This window comes from Maribacter antarcticus DSM 21422 (assembly GCF_000621125.1).
GTDB classification, from domain to species: Bacteria; Bacteroidota; Bacteroidia; order Flavobacteriales; family Flavobacteriaceae; genus Maribacter; species Maribacter antarcticus.
In genome coordinates, this window is sequence record NZ_KK211214.1 from 632,154 (window position 1) to 650,089 (window position 17,936).

A 17,936-nucleotide genomic window follows, 5' to 3' on the forward strand; every position below is an offset into this window, starting at 1 on the left:
GAAAAGCTAAGGGTTCAATACAACTACGTACGGCATTAAATGTACAAATTTATCGTAAATTCGCAGGACTAGTGACGCACACATATGATAGACAAGTTAAATATTGTAAAACAACGTTTTGATGAGGTTTCCGATTTAATCATTCAACCTGATATCATTACAGATCAAAAACGCTATGTTCAGCTTACAAAGGAATATAGTGATCTTAAGGCTTTGGTGGCCAAAAGAGATTATTACTTGGAGCTAACGAATAATATTTCAGAAGCAGAGGAAATTATATCAGATGGTAGTGATGCCGAAATGGTGGAAATGGCAAAAATGCAATTAGATCATGCCAAATCAGAGTTTCCAAAATTGGAAGAGGAAATAAAGTTAATGCTTATTCCCAAAGACCTAGAGGATGCTAAAGATGTAGTTGTAGAAATCCGTGCCGGAACGGGCGGGGACGAGGCTAGTATTTTTGCAGGTGATTTATTTCGTATGTACACCAAATATTGCGAAAGCAAAGGTTGGAAAACCAACGTCATAGATTTAAGTCAGGGTACCAGCGGTGGGTATAAGGAAATTCAGTTTGAAGTATCTGGTACGGATGTATACGGAACCTTAAAGTTTGAAGCCGGAGTACATCGAGTGCAACGTGTTCCGCAGACGGAGACCCAAGGAAGAGTACATACGAGTGCAGCCACGGTCATGGTCTTGCCCGAAGCCGAAGATTTTGACGTTCAAATAGAGCTCAAGGATGTACGTGTAGACTTCTTTTGTTCATCAGGTCCTGGTGGGCAATCTGTAAACACGACCTATTCTGCAGTGCGCTTAACCCACCTTCCTACAGGACTTGTAGCGCAGTGCCAAGATCAAAAATCCCAACACAAGAACAAGGATAAGGCGTTTAAAGTATTACGTTCTAGATTATATGATCTTGAGCTAGCCAAAAAGCAGGAAGAGGATGCGGCTAAACGTAACTCTCAAGTAAGTAGTGGAGACCGGTCCGCAAAGATTAGGACCTATAACTACCCACAAGGAAGGGTAACGGATCACCGCATTGGGCTAACTTTATATGATTTGTCAAATATTATTGATGGAGATATTCAGAAGATTATCGATGAATTGAGTCTTGTGGAAAACACAGAGAAACTAAAAGAGGCGTCGGAGATATTCTAAAAGATTTTTTTTCTATAAAAAAGTTACGTTTAAATAGCGCTGGTGTTGGTCTCTATTTTGGGAGCCAAAGCAAAAGCATAGCAAAAGATACGTCTTGTATGACTACGAAAGAACTAATAATACAGATTCGTAAAAAAGAATCATTCTTATGTATCGGCTTAGATACTGATTTAGAAAAGATTCCCGAACACTTGCTTACCGAGGAAGACCCTATTTTTGCATTTAACAAGGCGATTATAGATGCAACGCATCATCTTTGTGTTGCTTACAAACCCAATACCGCTTTTTATGAGGCTTATGGGATAAAAGGTTGGATGGCTTTGAAGAAAACCATTACCTATTTAAATAAGGAGTATCCGGAAATATTTACGATTGCAGATGCCAAGAGAGGAGACATAGGTAACACGTCTACCCGCTACGCTAAGGCATTCTTTGAAGACTTGAACTTTGATTCCATAACCATAGCCCCGTATATGGGTAAGGATTCCGTAGAGCCATTTTTGGCCTTTAAGGATAAGCATACCATACTACTGGCTTTGACCTCTAATATTGGTGCACATGACTTTCAAACTAAGGAGTTAGATGGTTTGGAGCTTTATAAGCATGTGCTTAAAACTGCTATAACCTATAAAGGGTCAGAAAATTTAATGTATGTAGTGGGCGCAACCAAAGCAGAATACTTAACCGAGATTCGGAACATTGTGCCAAATAGCTTTTTGTTGGTACCAGGAGTTGGGGCCCAAGGAGGCAGTCTTTCCGAAGTTTGTAAATATGGAATTACGCAAGATGTTGGTTTGCTTGTAAATTCATCTAGAGGAATAATCTACGCTTCCAACAAAGCAGATTATGCTAGAGTAGCACAAAAGAAGGCAGAAGAACTACAAGTTCAGATGAAGCAAGAACTTGCTAAACTATAGTAAGTTATACTAGTTCCGCTAAAGCTTTTTTTATTTTTTGTGCTTTTAGCTCAAAAAAATCACCCAGTTTTGTGTTGGAGTATTGGATGTTCGAGGCTTTATCTATAAAATTTTGATATTGGTATTCTAGCATCGTGATTGCATCCGCTTTTGCGGCTATGGGAGTTACTGTTCCTACTTTACAATATTGCTTTTCCATAATAAATTATTTATTTTTACAAATATACGTACGATATCAGGTTTTGGATGTCGGTGCTATATCCTAAATAACTAATAATCAGGTAATTTGTCTTTTTTTTAACACAAAGGGTATGAATACTTAAAAAGCGAATCTGCTTTCTTTTATTTTTTAACGAAAAGACCTTCAATTCAAAAAGATTATCTACATTGCTTATTGACTTTGTTTAAAGACATCCAAGTACATCTTGTTAAACTATACAAAATACATTCATAAAGATTCTCCTACTTGGGTCACTTTCGTGCACGGTGCTGGAGGCAGTTCCTCAATTTGGTACAAGCAGGTAAGGGAATTTAGGAAATTCTTTAATATTCTGCTGTTAGATTTACGTGGTCACGGCGATTCCAAGCCTAACCTTAAAAACGCTTTCAGCGATCAATATACTTTTGATTCCATTACAGACGATATACTGGAGGTAATAGATTTTGAAAAGATAGAAAAATCACATTTCATAGGAATTTCATTGGGTACTATTTTAATACGGAATATAGCAGAAAAGCATCCGCACCGAGTAGAAAGCATGATTATGGGTGGAGCAATCATGAAATTAAATCTACGTTCCCAAATTCTTATGCGTTTGGGCGTGGTCTTTAAATCAGTGGTTCCTTATTTATGGCTTTACAAGTTTTTTGCCTTCGTTATTATGCCTAATAAAAACCACAGGGAGTCGAGATTATTATTTGTTAGGGAGGCGAAAAAGTTATACCAGAAGGAATTTATACGATGGTTTAAGCTCACTTCTGAAATTAATCCCTTGTTGCGATTTTTTAGATCTGCTGATATAAAGATACCCACGCTATATGTAATGGGAGAGGAAGATTACTTGTTTTTGCCTACGATTAAAAAAATTGCAGCGACTCATCAAAATTCAGATTTATTTATTGTTCAAGATTGTGGACATGTTGTAAATATAGAGCAGCCACAGTTGTTTAATAATATGGTGATAGGCTACCTTGTAGGAATGGGAAAAAGTACGCCCTAAATCAGTTTTTAATTCAGTTTTAGTACCTCAGTAATATAACATTGTTTATAAACAAAAAAACCGGTGCTCCCACCGGTTTTAAACTAACTAACTCAAAAATTACGATTTCAAAAAATGGACTATATATTTTTATTTCAAGAACCTGAAACTCAGTAATTTTAACGCAACTATTTGTTAAATATTGTTGTGGATTATCCTTTTTTTAGTCTTGTAAAGCAAATACTTTTTTAAGTAGATCCGTTGTTCTGGAAGAAGCTTTAGTTCTTATTTCTTTTTCCTCAACGGCAATCATAGTATAAACTCCTTTTAACGCTTCTTGAGTTACGTAACCCGTTAAATTGGGATTTACGTTTGATGTTAATGGAATTTTGTTGTATTTGTTTATCAAAGAAGCCCAAATCTTGTCCGCACCTACTTTTTCAAAAGAAGATTTTATTACGGGATTAAACTTATCGTACAATGCTGTGGTGGTCTTGTTTTCTAGAAAATTGGTAGCGGCTTTGTCATCACCTAATAGAATGGCTTTTGCATCGGTGAATGAAATCTCCTTTATTGCATTTACAAATATGGGTGTCGCTTCGGAAACTGCGTCTTCCGCAGCCCTGTTCAATACCTTCAGTCCTTCGTCCGCCAAATTGTCTAAACCAATATCCCGCAGGGTCTTGTCTACTTTTCTTAGCTCTTCCGGTAAAAGGATTTTTACTAGGTCGTTCTTAAAAAAGCCATCTGTTTTGTTAAGTCTACTTACTTGCTTGTAGATGCCTTCTTCTAGTGCAGCGCGCAGTCCACTGCCTATTTCTTCGTTGCTTAGAGCGGTAGTACCTGTCGGAAGTTGATTTACCACCTGTTGTAACTCGGCACAAGACACGAACAAGGTAATTCCGATAATCAAAGCAATTTTTTTCATGATAATATATGTTATGTAGTGTGTAAGGTTTTACGAGAAAATGACTGTTTTATTGTTATAGACCATTGTTTTTCTAAGGACATGGAGTTTAATGGCGCGGGAAAGTACAATCTTCTCCAAATCTCTTCCTTTGGCTATAAAATCCGCTATGGAATGTGAGTGGGAAACAGGGGTGGTATCCTGTTCTAAGATGGGCCCCGCATCCAATTCTGCTGTAACGTAATGGCTAGTAGCACCAATGATTTTTACGCCACGTTTAAAAGCGGCATGATAAGGCTTAGCTCCTGCGAAAGCTGGTAAAAAAGAGTGGTGTATATTTATGATACGATTTGGAAAAACGTCGATTAACCTATTGCTTATAATTTGCATGTAGCGTGCAAGAACTACGAAGTCTACCTGATGTTCTTTTAAAAGAGCCAACTGTTTCGCTTCTGCCTCTTGGCAGTCACTTTTTGAGAACGGTACGTGATGAAAAGGGATGTTGAATTGGTCTGCAATATATTTAAGGTCTGGATGGTTGCTAAGTATAAATGGAATATCTACGGGAAGTTCCCCAGAATTATGCCTTCCCAAAAGATCATATAGACAATGGTTGTATTTAGAGACAAAAAGTGCCATTTTGGGCCTTACGGAATCTAGATGAAGACTCCAGTGCATGTCGTAAGGTAATGTAATAGTCTCTTTAAAGGCATCTTTAAAACTATTGATGTTAACCTGTTCTGGTTCAAACTCAATCTCCAATCGCATAAAGAATACATTTGAAGATTTATCTACATGTTGGTCTAGATATATAACGTTGCCGGAGTGGGAATGAATGAACTGTGTAACCGAACTTATAATCCCTGTCTTGTCTTGGCAATTAATAAGAATAATAACTTTCAAAATAACCTGTTTAAGAATCAAAAGTAACTTATTATAGGCAATAGGAAATACTCAGAACTACATGTTTAGGGGTTTTTTGTGAAAATGGAAATATCCAGAGGTCTAATCAATAGATAGTTTCCATTTTTTATAATGTTTTCTAAAACTTCGTACTTCAGAACGTAAAAGATGAAGGTATTCTATTTCTTTTACACCATCTTTTTCGAGGCCTAGGCAATACGAGTTAATATTCCTTATCATTATATTAATAAAAGAAATGCTTAACATACGTTCGGAACTGGATTTGGAAAACTCTGCGATTACTATTTTCTGGGGTATTAGAATGGTATCCGTTAATAGGGAATTGGCAATGCTGTCCCTTAAACTGTTAGATTTATAGAGGGTTAATAGATTTTTGTTCAGCGAGACGTAAGAGGCAATTTCCCTGCTCATAAAGCAGAGATCCATTGCTTTTTTGTAAATCGGTATTTGCTGTATATTTTTAGTTGGCATGAGATTTCAACAGTGCTTTTATACGGATAAAGTTACTGAGCAATTTGGATAGAATACTTTTTATTATAAAGCAATTTCATATATTTGCTTTACAAAATAAGTATTAAAAGTAAAAATGGAATCGAATATAAAGATAGATGCGCTTAATTGGAAAATATTGAATTTGTTGCAGCAAAATGCTAGAGAATCCTTTGCGAATATTGGACGTTCTATTGGTCTTACGGCACCGGCGGTGGGGGAGCGTGTAAAAAAAATGGAGGACGCAGGAATCCTTTTGGGCTATAACGCAACGGTATCACATTCGCTAACAGGGCATCAACTAAAAGCGATTATTACATTAAGGGCTTTTATGGGGAAGTTAAAGCCTTTTTTGGTCTTGGTTTCTACCTTTGATGAGGTGATAAATTGTTACCGAATTACGGGTAATGAAAATATTGTAATGGAAGTGGTATTCAAAGATCAGTTTCATTTAGAACAATTCATAGATAAACTTATCCAGTATGGTGAAACTAGAACTAATATTGTGCTGTCCAATGTGATTTCCAACGCTCCCATTCGCAGCGAACCTGCCTAATACGGATACTTGGGTTTATTTATCATATCCAAAGCAAATGTATTAATGAAATTCTTAACTTTAGAATTATATTTTGGCTAGATTTTTGATTACTTTTTAATATGAATAAAAACGCTATTCTCTTTCTTTTTTTATTACCAAGCATGTTGCTGGCCCAAAATATTAGTCTTATTAAGGGTGCAATAACTGAAAATATGGTAGTAAACGATTCGTTACAAGAAACTTTTTCTGTGTATTTACCAACGACTTTCGACACGACCCAAACCTGGCCTATTGTATTTGTATTTGATATGGAGGGTAAGGGGAAACAGGCGCTTTCCATGTTTAAGGATGCTGCGGAGCAAGAGGGCTATGTTCTGGCTACGTCTAATAATACCAATGATACCATATCGTTATCAAGGAATATTCTCATTGCCAATAGATTCTTGAATGCAGCCTATGACTTGTTGCCGTTGCAAAAGGAACGTGCTTATACGGCGGGCTTTTCAAATGCTGCAAGGTTTGCATCCATAATTCCAAACTTCATTAAGGGGATTAAAGGGGTTGTTTCCTGTGGTGCAGCTGTTGGGAATATGGAAATTCTTAGTTCAAAGAATCCGTTTTATTTCGTGGGAATTGTAGGTCGGGAAGATTATAATTTCATTGATATGCTGGAAACTCGTAAGGTGCTTGATAGATTAAAGTTCCCCAATCAGCTACTTTTATTTGATGGAGGTCATAAATGGCCGTCCACAGATATGATTACCAATGCATTACGTATATTGACTTTGTCTGCTATGACCAAGGGAAAAACACCTAAAGATGAGCAAATGATGACGGCTTCCTATAAACTGTCACTAATAGCTGCCAATACCCTATTTTCTGATGAAAAACCATTGTTAGCGGAGCATGAACTATCGGAAATGATAAGGATATATAATCCTTTGATGGAGTTGGATTCTTTAAAGAGTATTCTAAAACAAGTACGTAAAACCAGCTCTTTTAGAACAAAAAGGCGAAATCAAAATAGTGTTTTGCTTAAGGAGAATTTTACTAAGGAGGATTATGTATACTTTTTGGAAGAGGATGTGATGACCTATAATTACAATAATTTAGGTTGGTGGATTTACCAAATGGACGAGCTAGACAAACTAGGCAAAAGCGCTAGTTTGTATAACAAACAAATGTCTCATAGACTTCGAGGTTATGTAAATGCGTTAATCGAGGATACCATAGATATGATTGCGTCCGATGATAAAGTGATTGATGTAGAAGCTTTGACCTTTCTATACATGTTAAAGACCGCTACAGAACCACAGAATTTTGTGTATTATCTTAATATAATTTCTAACAGTGCAGAGGTAGAGGATTATGGTACGGCACTTTTTTATCTAGAAGAATTATTAAAAAAGGGATATAAAAATAAGACTGAGTTGTATGCTTTAGAGCACACGGCTTTGTTCAGGATTACACCCGAGTTTAATACTTTGGTAGAGAAATATTTAAACAGTGCGCGTTATGATATTATGGTAGACTAAGATGTGGTACGGTGTTCAAATCCCAAGCTATGACCAATCCTTTGGCTAGGGGAATTGCAACTTCTTTACCATATTAAAACTCACAAAGATAGGGTGCGGCCTCGAAGCTTTTGGCACCACCGACAGAGGTACTATATTTGCCGTCGTGTACGAAAAGAACACTGTCCTTTATGCTTTAATGGGGAAACATTTTTCTGTAGCTGCCAATATCACTCGGAAAGATGGTAGAAACCGCATCGTCTAAAATTCCTGTTTTTGGCAATACAAAAGCCCCATCGCCATGGCTTGTCATAAAAAGTGCCTTCTGGTCTACTTTTTTATAAAATTCAATAATAGACTATCCTTTAAGTCGGTATCCAAGTAATGTTCTGCACTAGGCACAACCAAAATGTCTATGTTGGGTAAGGAATCTTTGGTGTAGTCAAAATCAGGCAAAAAGCGAACTCTTTCAAAAGAAGTTACCGGCGCTAGCGTATTTGCTACCGTAAAAGTGTTGATAGCTTTGATGTTTTCTCTATAATGGGTGTGTTGAAATATATCGTAAGATGCTGTAAACCCCCTATTGTGAAGGCCATTCATGATAAGAAACGCGGCATTGTATCTATCGGGTTTCAAATCTGGTGTAAAACGGGTTTCGGTGTTTTTAGGGTGTTTTTCATCCGAGCCGCATATGATGAATACGAATAAGACTAAAAAGCATAAAAAAGTATTTTCATAAGGAATAGGTTTAATCGTTTGGTAAAGTACAATGAAATTCAAAACGCACTTCAGCTAAAAGTGTATTTTTGTTTAAAATATGAAGACATGAGATTATTTAAGATGACTTTACTGTTTTTATTAGCAACCCTCTTATCCTGTAAAGAAGGTAAAAAATACCATGATGTAAAAGAGAAAAACACCCTCGTAGTTAAATCTGATAAAATGATAGCGATTCTTAAATTTCAGGAGGATTTAAATGCAGAGTTCAAAAACCCAGAAGAATCCCCGTTAGCCGACAGATTTCGTATAGATTTTGAGACACTCGATTTTTTTGCGCCGGACACTAATTATGTGATTGTCGCAGCTTTGGAGCGGACGCCGGAGGCACTCCCATTTTTAATGCCCACTAATACAGATAGAAAGTCGCAAGAAAAGGTGTACGGTATTGCAATATTTAGCTTAAACGGTAAAGAGCATACTTTAGAAATCTATCAGAATGCAGAATTGACTCAAGAAAAAGGCTATGAAGATTATCTCTTTTTACCCTTTACTGATCAAACCAATGGCAAACAAACGTATGGTGGAGGTCGTTACCTTGATTTGAGAATTTCACAAGGCAATACGATAGTTTTGGATTTTAATAAGGCCTATAATCCCTATTGTGCCTATAACAAGAAGTATTCCTGTCCTTTAGTGCCGGCAATTAATAATTTAGCTACGAGCGTGCTTTCAGGAGTAAAAGATTTTAAAAAAAAGTAAATTAAAAGCCCGGTTTTTAAAACCGGGCTTTCTCGTTTAAACTATAAAAATCAACCATTAATTCATATTATCCTAGAAGGAATAAACAGCTGCTAGAACAAATGAGCTTAAGCTGCTAAGTGGTTCTCCATCACCATTAACGAAAGTTGCATCTTCAGAAGCACTGTCTAAGCGGAACTCTGGCTTTATTATTAGATTACCAATAGTTGCACTTCCTGTTAATGTTACAGCGAAAACGCTTGCATCTCCTACGGCATCCACTGCACCGATTGCGCCAAAGAAATCGCTCTCTGCAAAATATTCCCCACGTAAACCTATCGTAAAATTCTCAGAAGTTGCTAACTGTGGGTATAAAGCCACACCTGAAAAACTTCCTACCCCATCGTCGGTATCACCACTAAAAATTGCAGCGTTCAACCCAAGAAAGAACGTATCAGAAATATCAACTCCACCTGTATAATCAATTTCAAAAGATCCATTGTCAATAAGTAAATTTGCGTATTGTCCACTGTAGCCCAATTGCACACCATAGGCATATTGTCCTCTAGGATTAAACTCTGTTAAATCTGTAGGATTCATTACAGCTAACATCAAGCTTAAATCATCAGATAAGGCAAAATCTGCCTTTATACCTGTATGTGAGAATGGCCCATAAGAAAAAAGATAAGACGTACTATAGTTAAAGTTGGCCACTGGAGAAATAACCTCATAACCTAAAAAGGTATTAAAGTTACCAAAGGTTATTTTCACCTTGTCTGTTACATTCCAATAAGCGTATAACTGATTTACAATATCCCCAGTCGAGGAATACATAGGGGAGGCGAAAATAGCATCTGTACCTCTTGGGCCAAAAACTAAATCTGCAACAAAACCTACTTTCTCACCTTCATAGCTACCTATTACATTTGCCATGCCCAATGCGAAACCGGGAAGATTAGCGAAAGAGCTGCCAGGCGATTGTGCATCTAGTCCATTACCAGCGTTTAGATTTGCTCTGTAATATGCGTCTATAGAACCGCTTACGGAGAATTTTGATTTTTCTTCTTCATCCTGGGCAAGGACAGAGGTTAAAGAAAAGATAATTAGTGATGATAGAAATATATTTTTCACGAATTTTGTTAAGGTAATCGCTTTCATAAGTTCTAATTTTATAATCCTTAATTGGATTGTTTTAATTGAGTAAATTGAATTTGTTGAAAAGGTTATATAACGGAGCGTTCTGCAAAACGCTCCGTTTCTATTTTATATGTATCAATCGTTTGTGAAGTCAGGGTATGCATCCATTCCGTGTTCATGAATATCCAAGCCTTCTAGCTCTTCTTCCTTGGAAACACGCAGACCCAGTGTTGCTTTCAACACGCCTAAAATAATACCAGAGGCTAATACACAGAAAGCTCCTACAATCAAAACGCCATAAAGCTGTGTTAAAAATTGATCACCTCCAGCTTTAGCTCCAAAAATACCTACAGCCAGCGTACCCCAAATACCACAAATAAGGTGAACTGTTACCGCTCCAACTGGATCATCTAATTTTAATTTATCTATTAACGCTACGCCAAGAACTATGATGATTCCAGCTAAGAATCCAATTACCACTGCTTCGTTTGGTGACATAAGATCTGCACCAGCAGTAATACCTACAAGACCACCAAGTATACCATTTAGGAACATGGTTAAGTCCAGATTTTTATAAAGGATAGTAGAAAGAATCATAGCACCAAAACCTCCTGCCGCTGCAGCCAAACTTGTAGTAACCAATACCAAGGAAGTTAGTTCCGGATCAGCAGAAAGTACAGAACCGCCATTAAAACCGAACCATCCTAACCAAAGAATTAAAACACCTGCGGTTGCCATAGGGATACTGTGACCAGGAATTGCTTTCGGTTTACCATCTTCACCAAATTTGCCTATTCTTGCTCCTAATAGCGCTATGGCTACTAAGGCAGCCCATCCGCCAACAGAGTGCACGAGTGTAGAGCCTGCAAAATCGTAGAACCCCCAAGAGTCAAGGAAACCACCGCCCCACTTCCAAGCACCTACTATAGGGTATACCAATCCTACATAGATAACAGTAAATATCATGAACGAACCTATTTTGATACGTTCTGCAACCGCTCCAGAAACTATAGTTGCTGCTGTTGCTGCGAACATTCCTTGAAAAAGGAAATCTGTCCACCATGTATAACCACCACTCGCGTATTCTACTGTCATGCCACCTTCTGGGGCTGCAATTCCAAATCCTGCGAATTTTAGAAGGCCCATATCTCCATCTTCAAAACCTGGGTACATTAAGTTAAATCCAAAAGCGTAATAAAGAAGAAGTCCTCCTGTGATTATAAAGATGTTTTTAAATAATATGTTAATAGTGTTCTTCTGTCTAGTAAGTCCTATTTCTAAAAAAGCAAAGCCAGTATGCATAAAGAATACCAATGCGGTAGCTAACATCATCCATACATTATTCGCTGTAAATAATCCTGCGTCCATTTTTAAAAGTTTTAGTTTATTGTTGTAGATTTTTTAAGTAGCTCTAGTTAATGCCAGCTTGTCCGTTCTCTTTTGTTCGTATTCGGTACGCTTCAATCACATCGGATACGAAGATTTTACCATCTCCAACATTTCCGCTGTAAGCTGCTTCTAAAATTGCGTCTACGGTTTTTTGTAAAAATTCATCGGATACAACTACAGACAGATATCTTCGTTGTATGTCTGCGGTGCTGTAGGAGATACCTCTGTATACATGACCTTGTTTCTCATTTCCAACCCCAGTTACATCCCAGTAACTAAAGAAATTAACCTCAATTTGATGCAATGCCTCCTTGACATCGTCAAATTTGGATTTTCTGATAATTGCCTCGATTTTTTTCATTTTAATATTGGTTTTGTGTTAGCCAAATGTATGTTAAAATTTTAACACGCTAATTTTTTAGGGGTGTATTACCTAATTTTTATATTTATATTGATTTATACCCCATAAAATTATGGGTATGCTTTAATTATTAATATTTAATTATGGATATAATTATTAGGGATAGTCAAATTAGGTCTACAAATGGATATATATTACCAAAAACACTCTTTTGATAAAGAATACGTAGTGTATGGGCAAAAAAAAAGAAAATTCTTTAAAATTTAAGAAACCTGAGGTAGAATGTTAGTTCTATAACAATTTGGAAATCCATAGGCCTAGGGTAACGGCTATTATGCCAACAAGGATGCTACAAATTGTATACAGTGAAAAGTGGACCAAGTCTGAGTTTTTCAGAAATAGATGCCCCTCAAGGGCAAAAGTAGAAAAAGTAGTAAAGCCACCGCAAAATCCGGTGGTAAGTAAAATAGTTTGATTTTGGGTAAGTAAATCGTTTTTCATGGATAAACCTAAAATAAAACCAATGATAAGACAGCCAAGAATGTTCACAGAGAACGTTCCAAAATAGAAATTAGAAAAATAAGGATTAAGTGTTTTTGACATCCAGAATCGGAGAACACTTCCCAGACCTCCTCCTAAAAAAACAAGTAGAAACTGTTTCATACTTGTTAAAGGTAAAAAACTAAACCGCTTTTTTCAGCTCGGAAACAAGTAAATTAATCGGGTAGATAATGGAACCGGAAGTTTTGGCAACTTTAGGGGAGGATTTCGTTGCTTTTTTATTCCGTGTAGGCAAGCTTGCCAATACCATTATAGCGTTAAGCCCAATTAATATTAAAAAAATAGTAAGAAAAGTCATCATAATTTATTGCACCTTTTATAGAGAGATAACGCAAAATTACTCCATTTGGTATATTTTACGAGCAAAATCGATATTTTGTTGTCTAAGACCCTATTTTTGTTGTGTAATTAAAAAATAGGTTAATTTTTAAGGAAATACTTAATAAAGAATAGCGTTAATAAGAAGATTATGAAGAATACACCCACCCATTTGACTCCTTTGTAGTTTTTTTGGTGCAATTTTAAATCTTTCTTATAAGAGATTATGATAATGATAAGAAATACTATGGCAAAAAGGGCTCCAAAAATTAATTGTCCGCTGCTGAACATATTTTATGTTTTTCTGCAAAGCTACTAGAAAACCAGAATAGTTAATGTGAAATAAGCCATAATAATTCTATATTTCAAATTAAAATATAGTTATGTGATATTAATCTAGAACTAAAAATTCAAAAGCACATGTCCTTCGTAATCTTTTGTCCTTAAATTTTTTTAGTAAAAATTAAAGATGTTATTTTTTCTTTACGGAGAGGTACTTAGTGAAGGTGAAATTAAATTGATGTAAAATCGATAATATTTAAAAATATGGAAGATAAAATTAATTGTGTTAAGCTATTTCATGAGACTTTTGGAATGGGGGTTTCCAATGAATTAAAATCGGATTTAGGTACAGCCAAAAACCTTTTACGGTTTAATTTAATGGACGAGGAAAACAAGGAATATATTGAAGCGGCTACGAACAAGGATATGGTTGAGGTGGCAGATGCCCTTGGCGATATGCTCTACATTCTTTGCGGTACTATTTTAGAACACGGAATGCAGCATAAGATAGCCGAGGTATTTAACGAAATACAACGCAGCAACATGAGCAAGCTCGGGGAAGATGGTAAACCTATTTACCGTGAGGATGGCAAGGTATTGAAGGGGCCTAATTATTTTAAGCCAAATATTGAAGCAATTTTGAACAAATAAAAAAGGGCGCAAAGCCCTTTTTTTATTTTGTTACTTTATAACGCCATCCGTATGAATCCTCGGAGGTATTGTATTGGATGTGAGTAATGATTTTCTTTATTTTTTCAGCGTATGGGGTATCTAGTTGCGGTAACTGATAATCAGTGTCTTTGAAACCAAAAGCAGAAATAGGAGATATAACCGCTGCTGTTCCAGCTCCAAACATTTCTTTCAAGGTACCTTCTTTAGCTGCATTTACCACCTCTGTTACTGTTATTTTTCGAACTTCTACAGGTATACCTTCTTTTTCGGCTATCGCTATGATACTCCTACGAGTAATTCCATCTAAAATTCTATCACTTGTTGGGCCTGTAATGAGCGTGTCGTTTATCCGGACAAAAATATTCATCGCTCCCGCTTCTTCTATATTTTCATGTTCCGTGTCGTCCGTCCAGATGACTTGGTTGTATCCTTTGGCAATTGCCAACTGAGTAGGGTAAAATTGCCCTGCATAGTTGCCTCCCGCTTTGGCAAAACCAACACCTCCATTAGCAGATCTCGAATAGGTCTGTTCTATTAATACTTTTACCTTACCTGCAAAATAAGCCCCAGAAGGCGCACAAGCAATTATGAACCTGTACTCGTCTGCAGGGGAGGCATGAAATCCTTTGCCTGTGGCGAACATAAAAGGACGTATATATAAGGATGACCCCTCCTTTTTTGGTATAAAGGCACTGTCCAATTTTAACAGGCTCGTTAGTCCATCCATAAAATAGTTCTCTGGAATCTCTGGAATGCACATCCGATTTGCGGAAATATTAAATCTTTTATGATTATCCAAAGGCCTAAAAAGAAAAATGGCATCATTCTTATCCTTGTATGCTTTCATACCTTCAAAAATAGATTGTCCGTAATGGAAGATTTTTGAAGATGGGTCTAAACTAATAGCTTGGTAAGGTATAATTTTAGGAAGTTCCCACTCACCATTCTTATAATCACAAACTAACATGTGGTCGGTAAATACCGAACCAAAGGCCAAATTGTCGAAATCTATTTGGTCAATTTTTGAAGTTTTAACCCGTTCTATAGAAATACTGTTTGTTTCGATGTTCATCAATAGATTAATTTAAAGTTTAAAATTAATCAAATATCCCAAGGGTCGCTTCTTTTTTAGTTTAAAAATGACCAGTTTTGTATTGGAAATCAAATTTTTGGATAATATGAAAAGTTTTAACATTTTACTTGTTGTTTTTGCGATGGGATTATCATGCAAGGGACAGAATCAAGAGCGTGCTCAAAATATACTTCGTTCCTTCGGAGAAAAAATTGAAGCAGTTGATGCAAAGAATACAGAAAAGATGCTTGCTGATTATAATGCAATGAGTCAAAACGATACGCTTCAAACAAAATTTATTGCCAAGGTAAAAGAGGTTTGTAAGGCAAAAGGCTGCTGGATGAAATTAGAGTTGGCCAATGGCGAAGAAGCTATGGTTAAGTTTAAGGACTACGGTTTTTTTATACCTATGGACATAGAAGGAAAGGACGTTGTGGTCAATGGTTTGGCCTTCGTTGAAACCATGAGCGTGCAAGACCAGAAACATTATGCGGAAGATGGTGGAGCAACAACTCAAGAATTAGCCAAGATTATCGCACCCAAAAGAACTTACGGTTTTGAGGCCGATGGAGTCTTGATAAAGGAGTAGTTTGAAACGCGAAATTATTACTACCGGTGATGGTTCAAAAACCATCCAGATAACCGATTGGAATGAGCAGTATCATTCCAAACATGGCGCCATACAAGAAGCCTATCATGTATTTATAAGACATGGGCTCGATTTGTTTGACAATACCGCTGTGGATATTCTTGAGATAGGTTTAGGTACGGGCCTAAACGCATTTATAACTTTGTTGGAGGCAGGAAATGGAAAATACAAGGTTACCTATTGTGGTGCCGAGGCCTATCCCGTTGCTTGGGAAGAGGCCAGTCAATTAGAGTATGTTACAGCACTAATGGTGCCCAATAAGGAGAACGATTTTAAGCAATTGCATGAAGCTCCTTGGGAAATACCAACAGAAATCACCCCATTTTTCACACTCACTAAAAAGAAAATGGACTTCAATGATATTGAAGCGCAGGAAATGTTCAACCTTATCTATTTTGATGCTTTTGGAGCTAGAGTACAGCCAGAATTATGGACAGTTACTATTTTTAGAAAGATGTATTGTGCCTTAAAATCAGAAGGGTATTTGGTGACCTATGCTGCAAAGGGCAGTGTAAGAAGGGCTATGCAGGAGGTTGGTTTTATTGTAGAACGCCTTCCTGGCCCACCAGGAAAGCGGGAAATGCTCAGGGGAAAGAAACCTTTATAATACCTTGGTTTAGAGCTTTAGAGCTTTAGATTTTTAGCCTATGGTAGTCAGCACATTCAACAACACTGTTAAATCCTAATTAAAGCTACCCTTGGCTTTATACAAAACTAATACCTTTGAGATATGAAAGTACTGATTACAGGCGCAACAGGTTTGGTAGGGCAAGAGTTGGTAGCACAATGCCTCGCTAAAGGGTATACCGTAAATTTTCTTACCACCAGCAAGAAAAAGTTGGTTTCAAAACTTAATTATCAGGGTTTCTATTGGAATCCTAAAGTAGGTGAGATAGATGAGAAGTGTCTAATGAATGTCTCGGTCATCATAAATTTAGCAGGAGCCAGTATTTCTAAAAGATGGACCTCTTCCTACAAGAAAGAGGTATTGGAAAGCAGAATAGATACCTTAAATGTGCTATATGAAGTATTAGATAAGTCTAAGGATCATAAAGTGACCTCATTCATTTCTGCATCGGCTATAGGTATTTATCCAAACTCGGTTGATCACTATTATCACGAAGAGGAAACAGCAGTAGATGATAGTTTTTTAGGAGAAGTAGTATTCGCTTGGGAAAAAAAAATAAATGAGTTTGAAACGTTGAATTTAAGGACTAGCAAGGTGAGAATAGGATTGGTAATGTCTGCCAACGGAGGTGCATTGCCCGAAATCGCAAAGCCTATAAAGTATTATGCAGGAGCGGCTTTTGGCTCAGGGGAGCAATGGCAATCATGGATTCATATCTCAGATTTATCAAGGATGTTTCTTTTTATTGCCGAGAGCAACCTCAAGGGTGTATTTAATGGTGTTTCGCCAAACCCGGTAACAAATAATAGATTGGTAAAGGAAATTGCTAAGATTTTGGAGAAACCTTTATTCTTGCCCAATATTCCAAAGTTTATAATGCAGACTATTTTGGGGGAAATGTCCTATATTTTATTTGCAAGTCAGCGGGTAAGTAGTAAAAAGATAGAAGAGGAGGGCTTTATTTTTGAATATCAGAATATATGTAATGCTCTGGAAAATATTTATGATAAAAGTGGCATGTGTAATATTCCTGAAAATAATGTCCGCAATAAGTATGCACCATAAATATATACACCCGCACTGAACTGAAATTTTAATCTGCTATTGGCGGATTTTTTTGTAAAGTTTAATGACATTTTGACATTTTTGAAGAATTGGCAGTACTTTTGCCACTTTGAAAAAAGACAATAATATAGCGAAAATCATATGAACAATAAAAGTAAGGTGGAAGAAATGCATGATGCTATTTCGCAAGAAAAGGAGGTAGACACTACGGAACAGAACCAAGTAAATGATCAAGTTGAGCAGTCGGAAGAAGAACTTTTACGTGCAGATGTAGTAAAAGAAAAAGATAAATTTCTTAGACTTTTTGCTGAGTTTGAAAATTATAAGAAAAGAACATCCAAGGAAAGAATGGATTTGTTCAAAACAGCCGGACAGGAAGTCATAGTTTCATTATTACCCGTGCTGGATGATTTTAGTAGGGCTTTAAAGGAGATAGCCAAATCGGAGGACAAGGAGATGTTCAAAGGCGTAGAGCTGATTAGTGGTAAATTTAGAGAAACCCTTAACTCCAAAGGTTTGGAAGAGCTTGAAGTTAAGGTTGGTGATACTTTCGATGCTGACATTCACGAAGCTATTACACAAATACCCGCTCCAAGTAAAAAAATGAAAGGCAAGGTTATAGATGTTATAGAGAAAGGTTTTAAACTAGGTGATAGGATTATACGTCATCCAAAGGTGGTGGTAGGAAATTAAAA

At 36.7% G+C, this 17,936-nt stretch carries 21 protein-coding genes; 11 read left to right on the forward strand and 10 right to left on the reverse strand.

All coding sequences use genetic code 11. The features are described 5' to 3' along the window. Positions 1–84: 84 nt before the first annotated feature. Positions 85–1,161 (forward strand): peptide chain release factor 1, encoded by a 1,077-nt coding sequence (gene prfA / locus Q360_RS0119225; RefSeq protein ID WP_027078534.1) that lies wholly within the window; start codon positions 85–87, stop codon positions 1,159–1,161. A gap of 98 nt (positions 1,162–1,259) precedes the next feature. Then, positions 1,260–2,078 (forward strand): orotidine-5'-phosphate decarboxylase, encoded by an 819-nt coding sequence (gene pyrF / locus Q360_RS0119230; RefSeq protein WP_027078535.1) that lies wholly within the window; start codon positions 1,260–1,262, stop codon positions 2,076–2,078. Between the two features lie 4 nt (positions 2,079–2,082). Here the strand turns inward: pyrF and Q360_RS0119235 are convergent, their stop codons facing one another. Beyond that, a complete protein-coding gene (locus Q360_RS0119235; protein WP_027078536.1) occupies positions 2,083–2,277 on the reverse strand; it encodes a hypothetical protein in 195 nt (64 codons plus the stop codon). Positions 2,278–2,503: 226 nt separating this feature from the next. On the opposite strand from Q360_RS0119235, the gene Q360_RS0119240 reads away from it, so the two are divergent. Continuing rightward, the gene (locus tag Q360_RS0119240; RefSeq protein ID WP_027078537.1) at positions 2,504–3,298 is read left to right on the forward strand and encodes an alpha/beta fold hydrolase; all 795 of its coding nucleotides are present in this window, start codon (positions 2,504–2,506) and stop codon (positions 3,296–3,298) included. A 202-nt stretch (positions 3,299–3,500) separates the two neighbouring features. On the opposite strand, the gene Q360_RS0119245 is transcribed toward Q360_RS0119240, so the two are convergent. The 3 genes from Q360_RS0119245 to Q360_RS0119255 all read right to left on the reverse strand — a co-directional run bounded on the left by Q360_RS0119245 (position 3,501) and on the right by Q360_RS0119255 (position 5,534). Beyond that, positions 3,501–4,205, reverse strand: a complete 705-nt coding sequence (locus Q360_RS0119245) for a DUF4197 domain-containing protein (RefSeq protein ID WP_027078538.1) — start codon at positions 4,203–4,205, stop codon at positions 3,501–3,503. Positions 4,206–4,235: 30 nt separating this feature from the next. Beyond that, complete coding sequence (gene purU / locus Q360_RS0119250) at positions 4,236–5,087, reverse strand: formyltetrahydrofolate deformylase (RefSeq protein WP_027078539.1); 852 nt, start codon at positions 5,085–5,087, stop codon at positions 4,236–4,238. A 102-nt stretch (positions 5,088–5,189) separates the two neighbouring features. Continuing rightward, on the reverse strand, positions 5,190–5,534 hold the full coding sequence (locus Q360_RS0119255) for a hypothetical protein (RefSeq protein ID WP_245603298.1): 345 nt from the start codon (positions 5,532–5,534) through the stop codon (positions 5,190–5,192). Positions 5,535–5,694: 160 nt separating this feature from the next. Here Q360_RS0119255 and Q360_RS0119260 point away from each other — a divergent pair, with 160 nt between their 5' ends. Then, complete coding sequence (locus tag Q360_RS0119260) at positions 5,695–6,153, forward strand: Lrp/AsnC family transcriptional regulator (protein WP_027078541.1); 459 nt, start codon at positions 5,695–5,697, stop codon at positions 6,151–6,153. A gap of 101 nt (positions 6,154–6,254) precedes the next feature. Continuing rightward, positions 6,255–7,670 (forward strand): hypothetical protein, encoded by a 1,416-nt coding sequence (locus Q360_RS0119265; protein WP_027078542.1) that lies wholly within the window; start codon positions 6,255–6,257, stop codon positions 7,668–7,670. 309 nt (positions 7,671–7,979) lie between these two features. On the opposite strand, the gene Q360_RS27290 is transcribed toward Q360_RS0119265, so the two are convergent. Then, positions 7,980–8,429, reverse strand: a complete 450-nt coding sequence (locus tag Q360_RS27290) for a type 1 glutamine amidotransferase family protein (protein WP_316931548.1) — start codon at positions 8,427–8,429, stop codon at positions 7,980–7,982. Between the two features lie 45 nt (positions 8,430–8,474). On the opposite strand from Q360_RS27290, the gene Q360_RS0119275 reads away from it, so the two are divergent. Beyond that, positions 8,475–9,128, forward strand: a complete 654-nt coding sequence (locus Q360_RS0119275) for a DUF1684 domain-containing protein (protein WP_027078543.1) — start codon at positions 8,475–8,477, stop codon at positions 9,126–9,128. 72 nt (positions 9,129–9,200) lie between these two features. Here Q360_RS0119275 and Q360_RS0119280 read toward each other — a convergent pair whose 3' ends face one another. The 4 genes from Q360_RS0119280 to crcB all read right to left on the reverse strand — a co-directional run bounded on the left by Q360_RS0119280 (position 9,201) and on the right by crcB (position 12,657). Beyond that, positions 9,201–10,265, reverse strand: a complete 1,065-nt coding sequence (locus Q360_RS0119280) for a porin (RefSeq protein ID WP_027078544.1) — start codon at positions 10,263–10,265, stop codon at positions 9,201–9,203. 114 nt (positions 10,266–10,379) lie between these two features. Next, positions 10,380–11,612, reverse strand: a complete 1,233-nt coding sequence (locus Q360_RS0119285; RefSeq protein WP_027078545.1) for an ammonium transporter — start codon at positions 11,610–11,612, stop codon at positions 10,380–10,382. A 43-nt stretch (positions 11,613–11,655) separates the two neighbouring features. Beyond that, complete coding sequence (locus Q360_RS0119290; protein ID WP_027078546.1) at positions 11,656–11,994, reverse strand: P-II family nitrogen regulator; 339 nt, start codon at positions 11,992–11,994, stop codon at positions 11,656–11,658. 291 nt (positions 11,995–12,285) lie between these two features. Further along, positions 12,286–12,657, reverse strand: coding sequence for a fluoride efflux transporter CrcB (gene crcB / locus Q360_RS0119295; protein WP_027078547.1), 372 nt, complete (start codon positions 12,655–12,657; stop codon positions 12,286–12,288). Between the two features lie 762 nt (positions 12,658–13,419). Between crcB and Q360_RS0119310 the strand changes: the two genes are divergently transcribed. Further along, entirely contained in the window at positions 13,420–13,806 is a 387-nt protein-coding gene (locus tag Q360_RS0119310; protein ID WP_027078550.1) for a pyrophosphohydrolase domain-containing protein, read from the forward strand. A gap of 22 nt (positions 13,807–13,828) precedes the next feature. Here Q360_RS0119310 and Q360_RS0119315 read toward each other — a convergent pair whose 3' ends face one another. Beyond that, positions 13,829–14,899 carry a branched-chain amino acid aminotransferase gene (locus Q360_RS0119315; protein ID WP_027078551.1) on the reverse strand — a complete coding sequence of 357 codons (1,071 nt, stop codon included), beginning with the start codon at positions 14,897–14,899 and terminating at the stop codon, positions 13,829–13,831. A gap of 67 nt (positions 14,900–14,966) precedes the next feature. Here Q360_RS0119315 and Q360_RS0119320 point away from each other — a divergent pair, with 67 nt between their 5' ends. The 4 genes from Q360_RS0119320 to Q360_RS0119335 all read left to right on the forward strand — a co-directional run bounded on the left by Q360_RS0119320 (position 14,967) and on the right by Q360_RS0119335 (position 17,934). Then, entirely contained in the window at positions 14,967–15,488 is a 522-nt protein-coding gene (locus tag Q360_RS0119320) for a DUF4920 domain-containing protein (protein WP_245603299.1), read from the forward strand. Between the two features lies 1 nt (position 15,489). Then, positions 15,490–16,155, forward strand: coding sequence for a tRNA (5-methylaminomethyl-2-thiouridine)(34)-methyltransferase MnmD (gene mnmD / locus Q360_RS0119325; RefSeq protein WP_027078553.1), 666 nt, complete (start codon positions 15,490–15,492; stop codon positions 16,153–16,155). A gap of 123 nt (positions 16,156–16,278) precedes the next feature. Next, entirely contained in the window at positions 16,279–17,241 is a 963-nt protein-coding gene (locus tag Q360_RS0119330) for a TIGR01777 family oxidoreductase (RefSeq protein ID WP_027078554.1), read from the forward strand. Positions 17,242–17,382: 141 nt separating this feature from the next. Next, the gene (locus Q360_RS0119335; protein ID WP_027078555.1) at positions 17,383–17,934 is read left to right on the forward strand and encodes a nucleotide exchange factor GrpE; all 552 of its coding nucleotides are present in this window, start codon (positions 17,383–17,385) and stop codon (positions 17,932–17,934) included. Positions 17,935–17,936: the final 2 nt, after the last annotated feature.